Here is a 17,345-nt window from a genome sequence, read left to right on the forward strand (position 1 = left end):
ACCGGAACCCTATGAAAGAAACCAACGATCATCAACCGCGAGGTTGCATCTTTACTTCATCCAGGCCGGATATGCCCAGGCCAGGGGCGTTCGGCAGCACCACGGTTGCCCCGTTGTAGCGTACGCCGCCCTGCACTGGTGACCAGGCCAGCCACCAGGCGGCGTCCAGGTCGCTGACCGCGGTGGTGCCGTACGCGGCGACCAGGCTCGCCGCCGCCCCGATGCCGACCTGGCTCTCCATCATCGAGCCGACCACCGTGCCGAGCCCGTGGGCGGTGGCCAGGTCGAGCAGGGTGCGGGCCGGGTGTAGCCCGCCACACTTGGCCAGCTTGACGTTGACCAGGTCGGCGGCCCGGCGGCGGATCACCTCCACCAGGTCACGGACCCCGAAGACCGCCTCGTCCGCCAGGATCGGCACGGACACCCGGTCGCTGACCCAGGCCAGCCCGTCCAGGTCCCAGCGGATCACCGGCTGCTCCACCAACTCCACGTCGAGCCCGGCGTCCTCGATGCCGCGGATCACCCGGACCGCCTCCCGGGGCGTCCAGCCCTGGTTGGCGTCCAGCCGGATCCGGGTGCCGGGGCCGACGGCCGCCCGCACCGCGCGTACCCGGTCCAGGTCGCCGGCCGCGTCCGTGCCGACCTTCAACTTGAGCACGCCGAAGCCGTCGGCCCGCCGCTGCCGTGCCGCCGCCGCCAGGTCCACCGCGTCGCCCGCCGCCAGCGTGACGTCCGTCGGAACCCGCAGCGTGGTGCCCCCGAGCAACCGCACCAGAGGTACGCCCAGCCGTTGGGCGGCGAGGTCGTGCAGGGCGACGTCCACCGCCGCCTTCGCGGCCTCGTTGCCGACCACCGCGCGCTGTACCTCGGCGCACCGGGCCACCAGGTCGTCCGGGTCGCGGCCGACCAGCTGTGGGCCGAGCAACTCGTGGACGCACGCCTGCGAGCCGGCGACCGACGCGCCGGTGACCTGCCAGACCTGGGGTGCCTCGCCGAAGCCGGACCGGCCGTCGCTGTCGACGAGTTCGACGATCAGGGTGTCCACTGTGGTGGTACGGCGCAGCGCGGTGACAAACGGGGTGTGTAGGGGGGCGGAAACCCGGTGGGTGCGTACCGCCGAGATCGTCATTCAGGCACCCTATACGCAGGCTCACGGCGGGAGGAGAGACCGGATGACCGGGCAGGACTGGGAGCTGGTGGGTGCACCGAACGCGCGTGACCTGGGCGGGCTCGTCGGCGCGGACGGGCGGCGGGTGCGCGTCGGCCAGCTGATCCGTACTCCGGCGCTGGGTCGGCTGACCGACGAGGACCTGCCGGTGCTCGCGAAGTTGGGGCCGGCGTGCGTGGTCGACCTGCGGGACGGCTCGGAGATCGCGGTCGCCCCGGCGGACCGGTTCGCCGGTGAGCCACGGGTGGTGCGCCTTCCGGTGCACGACCCGGAGCACCCGGTCTTCACGTACGTCTCGGCGGTGCTGCTCGGTCACGACCTGGACGCGTACGCGGAGTTGGCCCGGCAGGGCACGGCGGGGGCGATGGCGGCGATCTACCGCTGGTTCGTCACGGGCGAGTCGGCGCGGGTCGGGTTCGCCGAGTCGGTGCGGCTGGCAGCCCAGGCGGAGAACCTGCCGCTGCTCTACCACTGCTCCGCCGGCAAGGACCGCACCGGTTGGCTCACCGTCATCCTGTTGACGGCGCTCGGGGTGGACGAGGCGGCGATCCGCGCCGACTACCTGCGCAACAACGAGCTGACCGACAGCCTGCGGGCGGTGATCATCGAGGCGATGCGCCGGCGGAAACCCGAGCTGGACGTCGACGCGGTGCTGCCGGTGCTGGAGGTCCGCGCCGAGTACCTCGACGCCGGTTACGACGAGGTACGTCGGGTGCACGGCTCGTTCGACGCGTACCTGCGGGACGGGCTGGGGCTCACCGACGCCGATCTCAGGGCACTGCGGGCGCAGCTGCTGGAGTGACAAGTGCGCCGGTGGGTGTGCCGGCGCGGCCGAGAACGATCAGGGCCTGGCCGGCGGCGTAGGTCGCCATGACCAGCACCGGCGCTCCGGGTGGCTGGGCCACCCCGGCCACCCCGGCGGCGATCAACAGGTCGGAGCCGAGGAACAGCGCGGCGCCGAGACCGACGCGCCAGCCCTGGGTGGTGGCGGTGCTGGCCATGGCGGCCAGCGCGAGCGCGTACCCGGCCACCGGCGCGGCCAGCCCGACGTCGGTCAGCCCCGCCCACATCCAGGTCAGGGCGGCGACGGTCAGCACCGCGTACCCCAGGGGGACGGCGACCAGCGGCGCACGGCGCAGCGCGGTCGCGGCGCCGTGTCGGGTGAACGCCGCGAGGTAGCAGAGGTGTGTGCCGAGGAAGCAGGCCATGCCGGCGAGGAACCAGCCGGTGCCGTCGATCATCAGGGCGATGTCGCCGCCGGTGGCGAAGGCCAGCCCGGCGAGCAGCAGCCGGTCCGGTCGGGCCGCGCGTTCGGCGCTGGCCCGCCAGAGGTACGCGGCCAGCAGCGGCATCAGCAGCGGCTTGGTGAGGCGGAAGACCAGGTCACCGCCGAGGGCGTTGGCCAGCAAATTCGCCGCCGTGACGACGAGGAAGGCGATCAGCACGGTGCGACTGCGAGGCATCGGGCGGCTCCGGGGTGGGGGTGCGAGCAGCGTAGCCGCAGTCGGTCCGGTCAGAGCCTGTGGCGGGCAGCCCAGACCTGCGCCGAGATGTGTGCGAGCAGCAGGCAGGCGTCGTCCTCCACCTGGTCGTCGCCGTCAGCCAGGTCGGTGGTGGTGCAGACGGCGATCAGGTACGGCGGGGCGTCGTCGGGCAGCACCACGCCGGCGCCGTGGCGTACGCCCCGTACCCAACCGTTCTTGAGCGCGATGCGGGTGCCCTCGGGCAGGCCGGCGGCTAGGTCCTCGCGGTGCTCCTGGGCCAGCAGGACGTCCAGCATGGCGGTGCAGGCGGCCGGCGAGGCGAGCCGGCCAGGGGTGCTGGCCCCGGTCGCCAGGGCGTCGAGCAGGGCGGCCAGGTCGGCGGCGGTCACGGTGTTGGTGATGCCGGCCTCGCGGGCGGCGAAGTCCTCGATGCCGCGGCCGGTGACGCTGTTGCGGGTGCCGGCGAGCGCCCAGACCTCGGCGACCGCGGGCAGCCCGACGTGCCCGAGAACGATGTTGGTGGCGAGGTTGCTGGAGCGCACGATCATCCGGTCGGCCAGCCAGCGCAACGACGCCGTGGCACCGAGCCGGTCCCAGACCACGTCGTCGTTGTCGTAGGGCCGCGCGCAGGCGAACCGGGGTGCGCCCGGTTGGGCGGAGTCGAATTCGTTGACGACCGGGACCGGGGCGTCCAGCTCCAGGGTGCCGGCTTCGGCGGCGCGGTGCAGCGCGGCGAGCACCGCCACCTTCATGGTGCTCGCGGCGTAGTGGGTGGCGTCCGCGTGGCGGGTCCAGGTCGGTGCCGCGTCGAGCCGCCCCACGTACGCCGAGACGGTGCCGGGCATCCGGTCCAGGTGGGCGTCGAGATCATCCCAGGTCATGCCGGTGACCGTAGCGGATCAAGGGTGGGTGGGGCTCGCGTACCCGTCGCGGGAAAAGCGGGCGGGCGCGCCGGCCGCATGCGGCCGACGCGCCCGTCGTCGGGGTGCTGGTGGGGTCAGGCGTGCTTGCGGCGGGCGGCGGCCCGGCCGCGCAGCTGCTGGTCGAGCACCACCTTGCGGATGCGCACCGTGGCCGGGGTGACCTCGACGCACTCGTCCTCGCGGCAGAACTCCAGTGCCTGCTCCAGGGAGAGCTTGCGCGGCGGGACCAGCTTCTCGGTCTCGTCGGAGGTCGACGCCCGCATGTTGGTGAGCTTCTTCTCCTTGGTGATGTTGACGTCCATGTCGTCGGAGCGGGAGTTCTCGCCGACGATCATGCCCTCGTACACCTCGGTGGTCGGCTCGACGAAGAGCTGACCGCGCTCCTGCAGGTTGATCATCGCGAAGGCGGTGACCGCGCCGGCCCGGTCGGCGACCAGCGAGCCGTTGTTACGGGTACGCAGCTCGCCGAACCACGGCTCGTAGGACTCGAAGACGTGGTGCAGGATGCCGGTGCCCCGGGTGTCGGTGAGGAACTCGGTGCGGAAGCCGATCAGGCCACGCGCCGGAACCAGCCACTCCATCCGGATCCAACCGGTGCCGTGGTTGACCAGCTGCTCCATCCGGCCCTTACGGGTCGCCAGGAGCTGCGTGATCGCGCCCAGGTACTCCTCGGGGGAGTCGATGGTCAGCCGCTCGACCGGCTCGCAGGTCTTGCCGTCGATCACCTTGGTGACCACCTGCGGCTTGCCGACGGTCAGCTCGTAGCTCTCCCGGCGCATCTGCTCGACCAGGATGGCCAGCGCCAGCTCACCACGGCCCTGCACCTCCCAGGCGTCCGGTCGCTCGGTGGGCAGGACCCGCAGCGACACGTTGCCGATCAGCTCCTTGTCGAGCCGGTCCTTCACCATCCGGGCGGTGACCTTGGCGCCCTTGACCCGGCCGACCAGCGGCGAGGTGTTGGTGCCGATGGTCATCGAGATGGCCGGCTCGTCGACCGTGATCAGCGGCAGCGCGACGGGGTTCTCCGCGTCGGCCAGCGTCTCACCGATCATGATCTCCGGGATGCCGGCGACGGCGATGATGTCGCCGGGGCCGGCGGTCTCGGCCGGCTTCCGCTCCAGACCCTCGGTCATCAGCATCTCGGAGATGCGGACCCGCTGGGTGCTGCCGTCGGTGCGGCACCAGGCCACCGTCTGGCCCTTGGCGATGGTGCCCTGGCGGACCCGGCACAGCGCCAGCCGGCCGAGGAACGGCGAGGCGTCGAGGTTGGTGACGTGCGCCTGCAACGGCGCGCCGTCCTCGTACGCCGGTGCCGGGATGGTGTCCAGCAGGGTGCGGAACAGCGGCTCCAGGGAGGTGCTGTCGTCAGGCACCGAGCCGTCGGCGGGCTGGGTCAGCGAGGCGATGCCGTCGCGGGCGCAGGCGTAGACGATCGGGAAGTCGATCTGCTCCTCGTCGGCGTCCAGGTCGAGGAAGAGCTCGTAGGTGTCGTCCACGACCTCCTTGATCCGGGCGTCCGGGCGGTCCACCTTGTTGATCACCAGGATGATCGGCATCCGGGCCCGCAGCGCCTTGCGCAGCACGAAGCGGGTCTGCGGCAGCGGGCCCTCGCTGGCGTCGACGAGCAGCACCACACCGTCGACCATGGTGAGGCCGCGCTCCACCTCGCCACCGAAGTCGGCGTGGCCAGGGGTGTCGATGATGTTGATGGTGACCGGGTCGGAGCCGTCCGCCGGCAGGTAACGCACGCCGGTGTTCTTGGCCAGGATCGTGATGCCCTTTTCCCGCTCCAGGTCACCCGAGTCCATCACCCGCTCGGTGTTCTCGCCCCGGGCGCCGTACGCCCCGGCCTGCCGCAACATGGCGTCGACCAGGGTGGTCTTGCCGTGGTCGACGTGAGCGATGATTGCGACGTTGCGGAGGTCGGTGCGAAGCTGCATACCCTCTATCCTTCCGCCTGCGCTCGCGCAGGCTGCGTCGGGGTCACCCCCAGGTGCCCCTGATCTATGGTGAAACCGCTGTGCCGGTGGTTCTCCCGGCTGGCATGCTGGCTCCCGTGTCCCGGGGGCCTGAGTGCACGACCTGCTGACCTGGGTGCAGGGTCTGCCCACCGTGTGGATCTACCTGGTCGCCGCGCTGATCGTGGCGGGCGAGACCGCGGTGATCTTCGGCCTGCTCGTGCCGGGTGAGGCTACCCTGCTGCTCGTCGGCTTCCTCACCTACAACGGTACCTTGCGGCTCGGGCCGGCGCTGCTCGTGATGATCGTGGCGGCGGTATCCGGCGATGGGCTGGCCTTTCGCGCCGGGCGGCGGTACGGGCCTCGGCTGCGCGCCAGGCTGGGTCACCGGGTCGGGCCCGGGCGGTGGGGTCGGGCCGACGCCATGCTCGCCCGCCTCGGTGGACGGGGCGTGTTCGCCGCCCGGTGGGTGGCCTTCGCCCGCACCCTGGTCCCCCGGTTGGCCGGCGCGGCCGGCATGCCGTACCGGCGGTTCGCCCTGTGGAACCTGGCCGGGGTGATGACCTGGGTGGGCGGTTCGGTGCTGCTCGGTCACCTCGCCGGTGAGTCGTACGACACGGTTTCCCGGCTGCTCGGCCGGGCCACCGGGGTGGCGCTCCTGCTGCTGACCGGTCTGGTGGGCGTGGTGCTCGTCGGCCGATGGCTGGGTCGTAACCCCGACCCGGTGCGCGCGCTGCTGTCCCGGGCGGGCGCGCTGCCCCCGGTACGGTGGCTCACCGCCCGCTACGGGGTGCTGTTCTTCCTGGTCGCCATGCGGATCGGCCCGGCCTGGACGCTGCTGCTCAATCTGGCCGCCGGGCTTCTGCTGCTCTTCGCCGCCGGGCTCGCCATCGCCGGTCTGCTCGCCGTGGCGGTCCGCAACAGTGGCCTGGCCGTGCTTGATGGCGCCATCGCCGGGTGGTTCGCCGCCCGGCGTACCTCGGGTGCCGCCGACGCCACGCTTGTCGTGGTGTCGGTGATGCGCGGGTCGGTGTTGATCCTGTTGGTGGCGCTGGTAGCCGCGGTGGTGGCGTGGCGCAACCGACCCTGGCGGGCGGATCTGCTCAGTGTGGTGGGCACGGTGGGCGCGTTCGTGCCGCTGGTGGTGCTGGCCGTGGTGGCCGAGCTGACCGGCCCGGACGGTGGTGAGGTGGCCCCTTTGTCGACCCAGAACGCCGTGGTCGCGGCGAGCTTCTGCACCCTGGCCTGGCTGGTGTCGCGCAGCGCCCGCTGGCCGGTGGCGGTGGCCGCTTGGACCTTCGCCGCGGCGGCGGTGCTCGGGATCGGCGGCGCGCGGCTCTACCTCGCTCTGGACACGGCGAGCGGAACCGCTGCGGCGGTGCTGCTCGGGGTGCTCTGGACGGTGGTGTTCATGGTCGCCTGGGCCACCCGGGACCGGGCGGTGGGCAATCGTCAGCCTCCGGTGGAGCAAGCCCGGCCGCCGTCGCAGGGGCACCGCCGACCGGTCGAACCTTGTTAGGGTGCGGCGACCATCACATCGGGAGGCAACGGCATGGTTCGACGGACCGATCGGCTGGGCGCAGCGGTGCTCGCCGGGTTCATCGTGGCGGGCACGCTGGGTGGCTGCACCCCCAAGGAGCAGAGCCCGCAGGGCCTGACCGCCCCGGTCGCGGTCACCGAGACGCCGGTGGCCGCTCTGCCCGACGAGCCCACCGAGGAGCCGACGTCGGCGGCCCGGGTCACCGCGCCGAGCCCCGCGCTGAGCAGCAGCGCGCCGCCGGCCGCGAAGGTGCTGGCGAAGCCGGACCGGCCGGCCGTGGCGCCGAGGCCGCGCAGGGTGCCCCGGCCGCCCACCGAGACCCGGGTGCCCCCACCGGTCCGCAAGCCGCCGCCCCCCGCCGTCTGCCCCAGCTACAAGGGCACCCAGGCGACCCGGGCCCAGGTGAAGGCGGCGCTGACCGACGCGGCCGGCCGCATTTACTGGCCGGTCTCGGCACCGGACATCAAGATCCCGCTCACCCTGCTCAAGGCGACCGCCTGGCAGGAGAGCGGCTGGCAGTCCAACATCTACGCCTGCGACGGCGGGGTCGGGCTGCTGCAGGTGATGCCGGACACCGCGACCTGGATGAACCAGCGGTTCGAGAAGAGCTATCAGATCGACGTCTACCAGGACAACGCCTACCTCGGCGCCACCTACCTGGCCTGGGCGACGAAGTACATCGGCGACATGTACTTCGAGGCCGACTACCGTCTCGACCCGGCACTGTGCACCAGCGAGCTGAACTCCTGCCTGCTCAACGCGGTCATCGCCGCGTACAACTTCGGGCACGGTGCAGTGGCGCAGGAGGGCAAGCCCCTGGCCATCCCCAACCCGTCGTACGTGCGCAACGTGCGGGCGCTGATGACCGAGTGCGTCTGCCTGGGGTACTGACCTCGACGGGGCCGGGACGGATTCGTCCCGGCCCCGTCGCGTCGGTCAGTCGTGCGCGGCGACCGGCTCCGGTGACCGTGGGGGGACCGCCACCGGGTCTCGCGTGATCCGGCCGGGCCACCAGAAGCGCTCGCCGAGCAGGAACGCCAGCGCCGGCACCAGGACGGTGCGGACCAGCAGGGTGTCGAGCAGGACGCCGATGCAGACGATGATGCCGATCTGGGTCAACGTGATCAGCGGCAGCACGCCGAGCACGGCGAAGACGGCGGCGAGCAGCACGCCGGCGCTGGTGATCACGCCGCCGGTGACCCGCAGGGCGGAGAGCATCCCGTCGCGGGTGCCGGCGCTGCGGGCGTCCTCCCGGGCCCTGGTGACCAGGAAGATGTTGTAGTCCACCCCGAGCGCCACCAGGAACACGAAGGCGAGCAGCAGCACACCGCTGTCCAGTGCGGGGAAGTTCAGCACGTGGTCGAAGAGCAGCCAGGCCGCGCCGAGGCTGGCGAAGAACGACGCGATCACGGTGAGCACCAGCAGCAGCGGTGCGAGCAGGCCGCGCAGCAGCACCACCAGCACGGCGCCGACCAGCAGCAGGATGATCGGCAGGATGAGTCGTAGGTCACGGTCGTTCGCCTCGTCGGAGTCGTACGTGGCGGCCACGGAACCACCGACGATCGCGCCGGACGGGGGGTCGGCGCCGGCGGCGGCCGGCGGCGCGGAGCCGGGAACGGCGGCGACCGCCTCGCGCAGCGCCTCGATGGCGCGGTCCGAGGCGGTGGTGCCGGGTTCGGCGTCGAGGACCACGTCGACCTGGGCGACGGCCGCACCGGCGTCGCCGGGACGCGCCGAGGCGACTCCGGGCACCGCGGTGGCGGCGTCGGTGACCGCCCGCACCGCCGCCGGGGTGGTGATCACGGCGACCGGCTGGGTGCTGCCGGCGGGGAAGGCCCGCGCCAGGGTCTGTGCCCCGGCCACCGCCTCGGGCTCGGCCCGGAACTGTTCGGTCTCGGACAGGCCGGTGCGGATGCCGAGCCCACCCAGTGCCAGGCCGCCGAGCAGCAGGGTGGCCAGCGTCGCGACAACCACCGGGCGGCGTTCCACGGCCGCGCCGAGCCGACCCCAGAGCCGGCCCTCGCGCACCGGGCCGCCGACCCGGGGCACGAACGGCCAGAACAGGCCGCGCCCGAAGAGCACCAGCACGGCGGGGAGCACGAACAGGGCCGAGAGCATGGCGAAGACCACACCGGTGGCGCAGGCCACCGCCAAAGCCCGGTTGGTCTCCTGTTCACTGAGCAGCAGGGTGAGGACGCCGAGCACGACGGTGCCGCCACTGGCGAGGATGGGCTCCGCGGTGCGGCGCAGCGCGGCGCGCATCGCCGCGAACCGGTCCTCGGCGCGGCGCAGCTCCTCCCGGTAGCGGGCGATGAGCAGCAGCGCGTAATCGGTGGCGGCGCCGAAGACCAGCACGCTGGCGATGCCGGTGACCTGACCCTGCTGAAGGTTGATGCCGACGGCCGGCACGATGACGTCCACCGCGCGCAGGGTGAGCTGCTCGGTCGCGGCGACCACGGCGAGCGGCACGATCCACAGGAACGGGCTGCGGTAGGTGATCAGCAGGAGCAGCGCGACCACGGCGGCGGTGACCGCGAGCAGGGTGACGTCGGCGCCGTCGAAGACCGAGGAGAGGTCGGCGGTGAAGGCCGGGGCGCCGGTCACCTCGACGGTCAGCCCGTCGGGCAGGTCGGCCAGAGCGGTGCGCAGCTGGGTCACTGTGTCGGTGACGACCTCCTGCCCGCCGGCGGTGTCCAGCGGCACGGCGACGAGGGCCACCGCGCCGTCCGGGGAGACCTGGGCGGGGCTGACCTGCCCGCCCACCGCGAAGCGGCGTAGGTCGTCGGCGCGAGCGCCGACGGTGGCCCGGTCGGCCTCGCTCAGCGCGCCGCCGTCGTCACGGCTGATCACCACGATGGCCGGCTGCACGTCGCGCGACGGCAGTTGGTCCTGCAGACGCTGCACCTGGGTCGACTGCCACTGCACGGACAGGCCGGTGGCGGAGACCGGTGCCGGGTTGTCCGGCTGGGGCGTGCCGAAGACGGCCGCGCCGACGACGATCGCGGCGGCCACGGTGAGCCAGGCGGCCAGCCGGCCGCGAGCGACTCTGGTGAACACAGACATCAGATGACCTCAAGGTCTTTCGAAATCCGAGTATCTCGACAATCGAGATTATCGAGGGCTGTTCTATGCTGCAACTCGGGGGACCGACGACGGGAAGAGCGGCGCGAGGTGGCGACTCACGGCATGTACCGGCGGCGCGACACGCGCCGCGAGCAGCTGGTCGCCGAGATCACCAACAACCTCCGGCGGTACGCGGTCGACGCCCAGCAGGTCGGCCACGCCTTCGCCAACCTGCACGGGCTCAACCCGACCGACCTCCAGGCGTTGATCGCGGTGATGGACGCCGAGCTGCTCGGTGACCCGATCACCCCCGGCCGCCTCGGCGAGCAGCTCAACCTCTCCTCCGGCTCGGTCACGGCCCTGATCGACCGGCTGGAGCGAGCCGGCCACATCCGCCGGGACCGGGACACCGCCGACCGACGCAAGGTGCTGCTGCACTACGCCGACCAGGGCGCCGCCCTGGCCATGGAGTTCTTCCAGCCGCTGGGCGCCCGTACCGACACGGTGATGGCCCGCTTCGGCGAGGACGAGCTGGAGGTGGTGCACCGGTTCATGGCGGAGATGAGCGAGTCACTGCGGGGGCACCGGGACGAGGTGCGCGCCGCCCGACCCGAGTCGCCCCGCCGCCCCACGGGCTGACCGGTGCCGCAACGGCTCGTCACCCGCCTCGTCAGCGCCGCGCTGCGCCTGCCACCGACCCGCCCCGGCCCGGTGCGGGTCACCCGCGACATCCCGGTCCGGGCCCGCGACGGCGTGGTGCTGCGCACCGATCACTACGCCCCGGGCGTCCGGGACGCGCCGACCGTGCTGATCCGTACCCCATACGGGCGGGGCGGCCCGCTGCGGCTGCTCGGTCGGCTGCTCGCCGCGCGAGGTCGACACGCGGTGATCCAGTCGTGCCGGGGCACCGGCGGCTCCGGCGGGACGTTCGCCCCGCTGGTGCACGAGCGCGACGACGGTGTGGACACCCTGGACTGGCTGCGCCGCCAGCCCTGGTGGTCCGGCCAGCTCGGCATGTTCGGGGTCAGCTACCAGGGCTTCGCGCAGTGGGCGCTGGCCGCCGACGCCGGCGAGGAGCTGCGTGCGATGGTCGCGGTGGTGACCGCCTCGGCCACCCGGGACTCGACGTACGCGGGGGAGTCCTTCGCCCTGGACACCGTGCTGACCTGGGCGGAGCTGCTGCACGCGCAGACCGTGCCGTGGCTGACCCGGCAGTGGGAGCTCAAGCGCGGGCAGCCCCGCCTGGCCGCCGCGCTGGAGCACCTCCCACTGACCGACGCCGACCGGGTGGCCACCGGCGTGACCATCCCGTTCTTCCAGGAGTGGCTGCGCCACCACACCCCGCAGGCCGCGTACTGGCGCAGGAGGGTCTTCGCCGACCAGGTCAACCAGGTGCGGGCGCCGGTGATCATGGTCACCGGGTGGCACGACATCTTCCTGCCCGCCCAGCTCGACGACCACGCCGTTCTGCGCGCCGCCGGCACACCGCCGCGCCTGGTGATCGGCCCGTGGACGCACGGCAGCCCCGGCCTGTTCGTGGCCGCGCTGCGCGAGGGGTTGGCCTGGCTCGACGAGCACCTGCCGGCCGCGCCGCCGCCGAGCGGGTGGCCACGTCCCGCCGTGCCGCCCGTTCGGCTGTACGTCAGCGGTGCCGGCGGCGGCTGGCGGGACCTGTCGGACTGGCCGCCGCCGGCGGTCGAGACCGCTTGGCACCTGCATCCCGGTGGTGAGCTGGCGGTGCGCCCGCCGGTCGCCTCGACACCGGACGCGCTCCGCTACGACCCCGCCGACCCCACCCCGTCGCTGGGTGGTCCACTGCTCGTCGCGAAGCGGGCCGGCCCGGTGGACAACCGGCGTGTCGAGGCCCGCCCCGACGTGCTGACCTACACCAGCGCCCCGCTGACCGGGCCGGTCGAGGTGATCGGCCCGGTACGCGCCGAGATCCACGTCCGCAGCGACCTGCCGTACCTGGACGTCTTCGTTCGATTGTGCGACGTGGACCGCCGGGGTCGCTCGTGGAACGTGTGCGACGGTCTGGTGCGGGTCACACCCGAGCGCTTCCCGGCCGACGCTTGCGGAGCGCTGCGGATTCCGGTGCCGCTCTGGCCGACCGCGTACCGGTTCGCGGCCGGACACCGGCTGCGGGTGCAGGTCTCCGGTGGCGCCCATCCGCGCTGGGCCCGCAACCCCGGCACCGGAGAGCCCCTCGGCGTGGCGGTGACGCTGCGTGCTGGCTGGCGGCAGGTTCTGCACGATCCGGCTCACCCCTCAGCGCTGCTGTTGCCGATCGTCCACTCTGCCCCGCCTGAATATCCATTCTGAACAAACCCCATCTGAGCTGGGCGTTTGTCGGAAACGCGGGCTATGGTTGAGTCAACGCCCGGCGCCGTGCATCAGTAGGCCGGGCTCGTCCAAAGCCCAGCACCGCGTACGCGGTGTGATGTCGTGCCCGGTCCTCACCTCTCGGAAAGGGGGACCCCATGACCCGGGCCCCGGCTAATCTTCTGGCCGTCCGAAGCCTCCTCCTCACTCACCTCGACAACGCCCCCGGGCCTGACGACCTCGATCCGGGCGAGGTCGGCATCGTCGGCGACTCAGCCCACCGGGGCGGCTACCACTGCGGATCGGACCGGGTGGTCACCAACGACTACTCGGTGGTCGAGTCGCCCCGAGACCGGGCCGGGCTGACCCTCGACGCCGCAGCGCTGGACGTCGGCCAGTTCGACGTTCGCTCCGGTGGCCGTACGAACACCCTGGCCACCTTCTCGGTCTGGTGTGTCGCGCAGTGCGCCGCGAACGCGGCCGACACCCGGGACATCCGGGAAATCATCTACAGCCCCGACGGCACCACGGTGAAGCGGTGGGATCGCCTCGGCAAGCGCACCAGCGGCGACAGCTCACACCGCTGGCACACCCACTTCAGCTTCTTCCGTGACGCCATCAAGGCAGGCCGCGACCAGCGGCCGCTGTTCCGCCGCTACCTCAGCTCCATCGGACTCCTGGAGGACGACGACATGACCCCCGAAGAACACAACTGGCTGGCCACCGTCCACAAGAACCTCACCGTGTTGGATGGCCGCAACCCGGTCGGGCAGATCTACACCCGGATGGCGATGGGTGAGGACGCCACCGTCGCGAACTACACCCCGGCGCACCCGACGCTGAAATCGCTCGCCGCCCAGATCAGCGCGATGCAGACGGCACTGACCGCGTTGTCCAACCAGGACTTCACCGACGAGCCGGCGATTGTGGCGGGCGTGCTGGCCTCGCTGACGCCGGAGAAGATCGCCGCCGCGATCCCGCCCACCATGGCCAAGCAGGTCGCCGACGAGTTGGCCCGCCGGCTGGTCGCCTGAGCGAGGGGCGGCCCGTAGCCGCCGGGCCGCCCCTCGTGGGCACCACTCGCGCAAGATTCATTGGGCAGCGAATGTTGCGCAATGGCTCTTGCGGATGTCAGGCTGTCGCCATGGACAGCCCCGACGTACGCCAGATCACCGACTCCCGAGTGCTGGCCGCCATGGCCCACCCATTACGTCGCCGGCTGATGGACGTGCTCAAGGTCCACGGGCCGTCCACCGTCGGCCTGCTCGCCGAGCGCACCGACCAGGCCCCCGCGAACGTCAGCCATCACCTCAAGGTCCTCGCCGCCGCCGACCTGGTCACCGAGGCGCCCGAGCTGGCGCGGGACCGGCGCGAGCGATGGTGGCGCCTGGTCACCCGAGGGCTGCGCTGGTCCAACGCCGACTTCGACGCCGACCCGGCCTCCCGAGCGGTCGCCGACGCCGCCACCTCGCTTAACCTGGACCGCCACGTCGCCCTGGCCCGGGCCTGGCACGCCGTCGACGAGACCACCCAGGCCACCTGGAACGACGCGCCATTCTCCACCGACCACTGGCTGCGCCTCACGCCCGAGGAGTTGGCCGAGCTGAGCCGCGAGATGATCGAAGTCCTCGCGCGCTGGGCCAACCGGGACCTGCCCGACGACGACGCCGACCGCCGGCCGGTCTTCGTGTTCGTCCACGGCGTCCCGGCCCGCCCGTGACCACCGCCACCCGCGGCGACCCCACCGACGTCCGTCCAGCCGGTGGGTTGCTGCGGCACCGCGACTTCCGGCTGCTCTGGGCCGGCCAGGCGGTCAGCAGCGTCGGCAGCAACGTCACCACGGTCGCGTTGCCCCTGGTCGCGGTCGCCGTCCTCGACGCCGGCACCTTCCAGGTCGCGGTGCTCAGCGCTGCGGCCTGGCTGCCCTGGTTGCTGATCGGTCTGCCGGCCGGCGCGTGGGTCGACCGGCTGCCCCGCCGACCGGTGATGGTGGTCTGCGACCTGCTCTGCGCGGTGGCCTTCCTCAGCGTGCCGCTGGCAGCCCTGCTGGACCGCCTCACCGTGATGCAGCTGCTGGTGGTCGCCGTCAGCGCGGGCACCGCGCGGGTCTTCTTCGAAACCGCCGACCAGGTCTACCTACCGGTGCTGCTTCGACCCGGGCAACTGCCCGAGGGCAACGCGAAGCTCCAGGCGACCCAGACCGTGAGCTACGTCGTCGGGCCAGGCCTCGCCGGCCTGATCGCGCAGCTCACCGGCGCCGTCGCCGCGCTGGTGCTGGACGCGCTCACGTTCCTGCTCTCCGCGGTGCTCCTGCTGCGGATCCGCACCCGCGAACCACGCGTACGCCCCTCGGAGCGGTCCCGGTCACTGCGCCGGGACATCACCGAAGGGCTGCGCTTCGTCATCCGAGACCCGTACCTGCGGGTGCTCACGGTCTACGGCGCGGCCAGCAACATCGGGCTGACCGGCTACCAGGCCGTCCTGGTGGTCTTCCTGGTCCGCGAGTTGCGGCTCGAACCGGGCCTGGTCGGCGGGCTGGTCGGGGTGATGAGCGCCGGGGGGATCATCGGAGCGCTCCTGGCCACCATGGTGGCTCGGCGCTGCGGCACCGCACGGGCTCTGCTGATCGCGGCGGGGCTCACCGGCCCGCCCGCGCTGCTCATCCCACTCGCCGCTCCCGGCGTCGGGCTGGCCTGGCCGGCTCTCGGCGGTCTGTTGATCGGCCTCGGGGTGGCCATCGGCAACGTCGTCAAGGGTGCGTTCCGGCAGGCGTACACACCGCACCATCTGCTGGGGCGGGTGACGGTGAGCATGCATCTGCTTAACTACGGCACGATCCCGGTGGCAGCCGTGCTGGCCGGAGCCATCGGGGCGCGCTACGGCGTCGGGACGGCAATAGGCGTGATGACCGCCTGGTTGGCGCTAACCCCGCTGGTTCTGTTGGTAGGGCCAATCCGGAGGCGGCGGGACCTGCCCGCCGCCCCGGTGGCGTCTTGAGTGCACTGCGACGGCGGACGGAGACCGACCGCCGTCACCGGCACGGAGCTACATCGGGCGGACGTTGTCCGCCTGCGGACCCTTCTGCCCCTGGGTCACCTCGAACTCGACCTTCTGGCCCTCGTTGAGCTCCCGGTAGCCGCTCGAGGCGATGGCGGAGTAGTGGACGAACACGTCCGGCCCTCCACCGTCCTGCTCGATGAAGCCAAAGCCCTTTTCCGAGTTGAACCACTTAACCGTGCCGGTTGCCATGCATCTCTCCCTGTTCAAAGCGGCTGACCCTCGGCCTCTGGCCGATGATCGCCCGTACCTGTTCGACAGTAACGGGCAAAACCCCAATCCGCTGGCCGAAGTGCCGTAGGTCTTTTGGTGAAGTCGGGTGAACTCTGCGCGCCGGCATGTGAAACCCACCCCGATCACCCGCCACTGGGGCATGCTTGCGCCGATGAAGAGTCCCGCAGCCGACGCGCTGACCGAGCTGGAACGCGAGATCGACGCGCCCGGCGACGGTCTGGACCGGCTCCGGTTGATGCCCACCCCGTTCGTCCCCGAGGTGCGGCTGCACCTGGCCGAGGACGCGATCGTCTGGTGGGCCCGGATGGAAGCCGCCGCCGGGCACGCCCTACCGGCGCCGTACTGGGCGTCCGCCTGGGCCGGCGGGCAGGCCCTGGCCCGCCACCTCCTGGACCACCCGGAGCTGGCCGCCGGTCGCCGGGTGCTCGACCTCGCCGCCGGGTCCGGGCTGGTGGCCATCGCCGCCGCGCTGGCCGGCGCCGCGGAGGTGATCGCCAACGACATCGACCCGTACGCCGTGGCCGCCGTCACCCTCAACGCGCGGGCCAACGAGGTGGCGGTCGACGCGACCGGCGAGGACCTGCTCGACGACACCGAGGCGAAGGCCGACCTGGTCGTCGCCGGGGACGTCTTCTACGACCGCGCGATGGCCGACCGGATGCTGCCGTTCCTGCAGAGAGCCGCCGCCGGAGGCGCCGACGTGCTGGTCGGCGACCCTGGCCGGGGGCACCTACCGACGGACTGCCTGACCGTGCTGGCCGACTACCCGGTGCCCACCACCGAACCGTCGGTCGACTCGTCGCTACGGCGCGTACAGGTGCTGCGACCCGCCTGAGGCGGTGCCTACTCAGGGTCGACCCCGAGGCGGGTACCAGGGGTCACTCGGGGCAACGACCCGATGTCCGAAGTGGTACGACGCCATAGCGTCGAGGCATGACGCAATGGCTGACCCAGATCGGCGAACTCCCGGTTCTGCTGCTGATGGGTGCGCTCGGCCTCGTCATGCTCTTCGACGCCGTACCCCTGCTGGGTGTTCTGATCCCCGGCGACGTCGCGATCCTCGCCGCCGTCGGGGTGGGCCGCCCGACCACCGGGCTGGCCACCTTCACCGCGGTGCTGGTCGGCTGCCTCGCCGGCTGGTCGGTGAGCTTCCTGATCGGTCACCGCTACTCCGACCGGCTGCGACACAGCCGCATCGGCGGATGGATCGGCGAGACGCGCTGGACCGCGGCGGAGGAGATCCTGCGGCGCGGAGGCGGCCGGATGATGCTCGTCGCGCCGTTCCTGCCCGTGTTCAACGCGCTGCTGCCGCTGGCCGCCGGAGGGCTGCGGATGTCGTACCGCCGATTCCTCGGCTGCGCGACGCTCGGCGCGGCCGCCTGGGCCGGTCTCTACCTCGCCCTGGGCACCGCGTCCCGGTCGGTGGCCGGGCTGCTGCCCGGGGCGCCCAACCCGCTGCTGGTCACGATGGGGGTTGGGGTGGTGCTGGCTTCCATCGTGTTGCTGGGGGCGCGGCGGCGGTTGTTCGCTGTTGTTGGCTGAGCTGGGGGCGTGGGGGCGCTGGGGTCGGGTTGCGGTGGGTGGGGGCGGGGGGGC

Annotated in this window: 16 protein-coding genes; 10 read left to right on the forward strand and 6 right to left on the reverse strand. The window is 72.3% G+C overall.

What is annotated here, in order from left to right:
* Positions 1-31: 31 nt before the first annotated feature.
* A complete protein-coding gene (locus IF46_RS0115660; RefSeq protein ID WP_030489078.1) occupies positions 32-1,129 on the reverse strand; it encodes a mandelate racemase/muconate lactonizing enzyme family protein in 1,098 nt (365 codons plus the stop codon).
* Between the two features lie 43 nt (positions 1,130-1,172).
* On the opposite strand from IF46_RS0115660, the gene IF46_RS0115665 reads away from it, so the two are divergent.
* Positions 1,173-1,970, forward strand: a complete 798-nt coding sequence (locus IF46_RS0115665) for a tyrosine-protein phosphatase (RefSeq protein ID WP_030489079.1) — start codon at positions 1,173-1,175, stop codon at positions 1,968-1,970.
* Here IF46_RS0115665 and IF46_RS0115670 read toward each other — a convergent pair.
* From IF46_RS0115670 to typA, 3 genes are all read right to left on the reverse strand, one after another.
* A complete protein-coding gene (locus IF46_RS0115670; RefSeq protein ID WP_030489080.1) occupies positions 1,939-2,631 on the reverse strand; it encodes a lysoplasmalogenase in 693 nt (230 codons plus the stop codon). The genes IF46_RS0115665 and IF46_RS0115670 overlap by 32 nt on opposite strands.
* A gap of 50 nt (positions 2,632-2,681) precedes the next feature.
* Complete coding sequence (locus tag IF46_RS0115675) at positions 2,682-3,533, reverse strand: serine hydrolase (RefSeq protein ID WP_030489081.1); 852 nt, start codon at positions 3,531-3,533, stop codon at positions 2,682-2,684.
* A 116-nt stretch (positions 3,534-3,649) separates the two neighbouring features.
* Entirely contained in the window at positions 3,650-5,515 is a 1,866-nt protein-coding gene (typA, locus tag IF46_RS0115680) for a translational GTPase TypA (protein WP_030489082.1), read from the reverse strand.
* A gap of 133 nt (positions 5,516-5,648) precedes the next feature.
* Here typA and IF46_RS0115685 point away from each other — a divergent pair, with 133 nt between their 5' ends.
* Entirely contained in the window at positions 5,649-7,052 is a 1,404-nt protein-coding gene (locus IF46_RS0115685; protein ID WP_030489083.1) for a DedA family protein, read from the forward strand.
* Between the two features lie 33 nt (positions 7,053-7,085).
* Positions 7,086-7,964, forward strand: a complete 879-nt coding sequence (locus IF46_RS0115690) for a lytic transglycosylase domain-containing protein (protein WP_030489084.1) — start codon at positions 7,086-7,088, stop codon at positions 7,962-7,964.
* 45 nt (positions 7,965-8,009) lie between these two features.
* On the opposite strand, the gene IF46_RS0115695 is transcribed toward IF46_RS0115690, so the two are convergent.
* Positions 8,010-10,136, reverse strand: a complete 2,127-nt coding sequence (locus IF46_RS0115695) for an MMPL family transporter (protein WP_030489085.1) — start codon at positions 10,134-10,136, stop codon at positions 8,010-8,012.
* Positions 10,137-10,259: 123 nt separating this feature from the next.
* On the opposite strand from IF46_RS0115695, the gene IF46_RS0115700 reads away from it, so the two are divergent.
* The 5 genes from IF46_RS0115700 to IF46_RS0115720 all read left to right on the forward strand — a co-directional run bounded on the left by IF46_RS0115700 (position 10,260) and on the right by IF46_RS0115720 (position 15,455).
* On the forward strand, positions 10,260-10,775 hold the full coding sequence (locus IF46_RS0115700; RefSeq protein WP_030489086.1) for a MarR family winged helix-turn-helix transcriptional regulator: 516 nt from the start codon (positions 10,260-10,262) through the stop codon (positions 10,773-10,775).
* A 3-nt stretch (positions 10,776-10,778) separates the two neighbouring features.
* Entirely contained in the window at positions 10,779-12,458 is a 1,680-nt protein-coding gene (locus IF46_RS0115705; protein WP_030489087.1) for a CocE/NonD family hydrolase, read from the forward strand.
* A gap of 158 nt (positions 12,459-12,616) precedes the next feature.
* A complete protein-coding gene (locus tag IF46_RS0115710) occupies positions 12,617-13,492 on the forward strand; it encodes a hypothetical protein (RefSeq protein ID WP_030489088.1) in 876 nt (291 codons plus the stop codon).
* A 110-nt stretch (positions 13,493-13,602) separates the two neighbouring features.
* Complete coding sequence (locus tag IF46_RS0115715; RefSeq protein WP_030489089.1) at positions 13,603-14,178, forward strand: ArsR/SmtB family transcription factor; 576 nt, start codon at positions 13,603-13,605, stop codon at positions 14,176-14,178.
* Positions 14,175-15,455 (forward strand): MFS transporter, encoded by a 1,281-nt coding sequence (locus tag IF46_RS0115720; RefSeq protein ID WP_030489090.1) that lies wholly within the window; start codon positions 14,175-14,177, stop codon positions 15,453-15,455. Before IF46_RS0115715 ends, IF46_RS0115720 begins: the two co-directional genes overlap by 4 nt.
* Before the next feature lie 48 nt (positions 15,456-15,503).
* On the opposite strand, the gene IF46_RS0115725 is transcribed toward IF46_RS0115720, so the two are convergent.
* The gene (locus IF46_RS0115725) at positions 15,504-15,707 is read right to left on the reverse strand and encodes a cold-shock protein (RefSeq protein WP_007462771.1); all 204 of its coding nucleotides are present in this window, start codon (positions 15,705-15,707) and stop codon (positions 15,504-15,506) included.
* A 193-nt stretch (positions 15,708-15,900) separates the two neighbouring features.
* On the opposite strand from IF46_RS0115725, the gene IF46_RS0115730 reads away from it, so the two are divergent.
* Positions 15,901-16,584 (forward strand): class I SAM-dependent methyltransferase, encoded by a 684-nt coding sequence (locus IF46_RS0115730; RefSeq protein WP_036392224.1) that lies wholly within the window; start codon positions 15,901-15,903, stop codon positions 16,582-16,584.
* Between the two features lie 98 nt (positions 16,585-16,682).
* Positions 16,683-17,291: a DedA family protein gene (locus tag IF46_RS0115735; RefSeq protein WP_030489092.1), complete on the forward strand. Its 609-nt coding sequence runs from the start codon at positions 16,683-16,685 to the stop codon at positions 17,289-17,291.
* Positions 17,292-17,345: the final 54 nt, after the last annotated feature.

The organism is Micromonospora chokoriensis (assembly GCF_000718555.1).
Classification (GTDB): domain Bacteria; phylum Actinomycetota; class Actinomycetes; order Mycobacteriales; family Micromonosporaceae; genus Micromonospora; species Micromonospora chokoriensis_B.

What these genes read in the sequence shown, in the direction of transcription:
- IF46_RS0115660 (WP_030489078.1), bottom strand. Translation starts at nt 1,129, where the DNA reads ATGACGATCTCGGCGGTACGCACCCACCGGGTTTCCGCCCCCCTACAC.
- IF46_RS0115665 (WP_030489079.1), top strand. Translation starts at nt 1,173, where the DNA reads ATGACCGGGCAGGACTGGGAGCTGGTGGGTGCACCGAACGCGCGTGAC.
- IF46_RS0115670 (WP_030489080.1), bottom strand. Translation starts at nt 2,631, where the DNA reads ATGCCTCGCAGTCGCACCGTGCTGATCGCCTTCCTCGTCGTCACGGCG.
- IF46_RS0115675 (WP_030489081.1), bottom strand. Translation starts at nt 3,533, where the DNA reads ATGACCTGGGATGATCTCGACGCCCACCTGGACCGGATGCCCGGCACC.
- typA (WP_030489082.1), bottom strand. Translation starts at nt 5,515, where the DNA reads ATGCAGCTTCGCACCGACCTCCGCAACGTCGCAATCATCGCTCACGTC.
- IF46_RS0115690 (WP_030489084.1), top strand. Translation starts at nt 7,086, where the DNA reads ATGGTTCGACGGACCGATCGGCTGGGCGCAGCGGTGCTCGCCGGGTTC.
- IF46_RS0115695 (WP_030489085.1), bottom strand. Translation starts at nt 10,136, where the DNA reads ATGTCTGTGTTCACCAGAGTCGCTCGCGGCCGGCTGGCCGCCTGGCTC.
- IF46_RS0115700 (WP_030489086.1), top strand. Translation starts at nt 10,260, where the DNA reads ATGTACCGGCGGCGCGACACGCGCCGCGAGCAGCTGGTCGCCGAGATC.
- IF46_RS0115710 (WP_030489088.1), top strand. Translation starts at nt 12,617, where the DNA reads ATGACCCGGGCCCCGGCTAATCTTCTGGCCGTCCGAAGCCTCCTCCTC.
- IF46_RS0115715 (WP_030489089.1), top strand. Translation starts at nt 13,603, where the DNA reads ATGGACAGCCCCGACGTACGCCAGATCACCGACTCCCGAGTGCTGGCC.
- IF46_RS0115725 (WP_007462771.1), bottom strand. Translation starts at nt 15,707, where the DNA reads ATGGCAACCGGCACGGTTAAGTGGTTCAACTCGGAAAAGGGCTTTGGC.
- IF46_RS0115730 (WP_036392224.1), top strand. Translation starts at nt 15,901, where the DNA reads ATGAAGAGTCCCGCAGCCGACGCGCTGACCGAGCTGGAACGCGAGATC.
- IF46_RS0115735 (WP_030489092.1), top strand. Translation starts at nt 16,683, where the DNA reads ATGACGCAATGGCTGACCCAGATCGGCGAACTCCCGGTTCTGCTGCTG.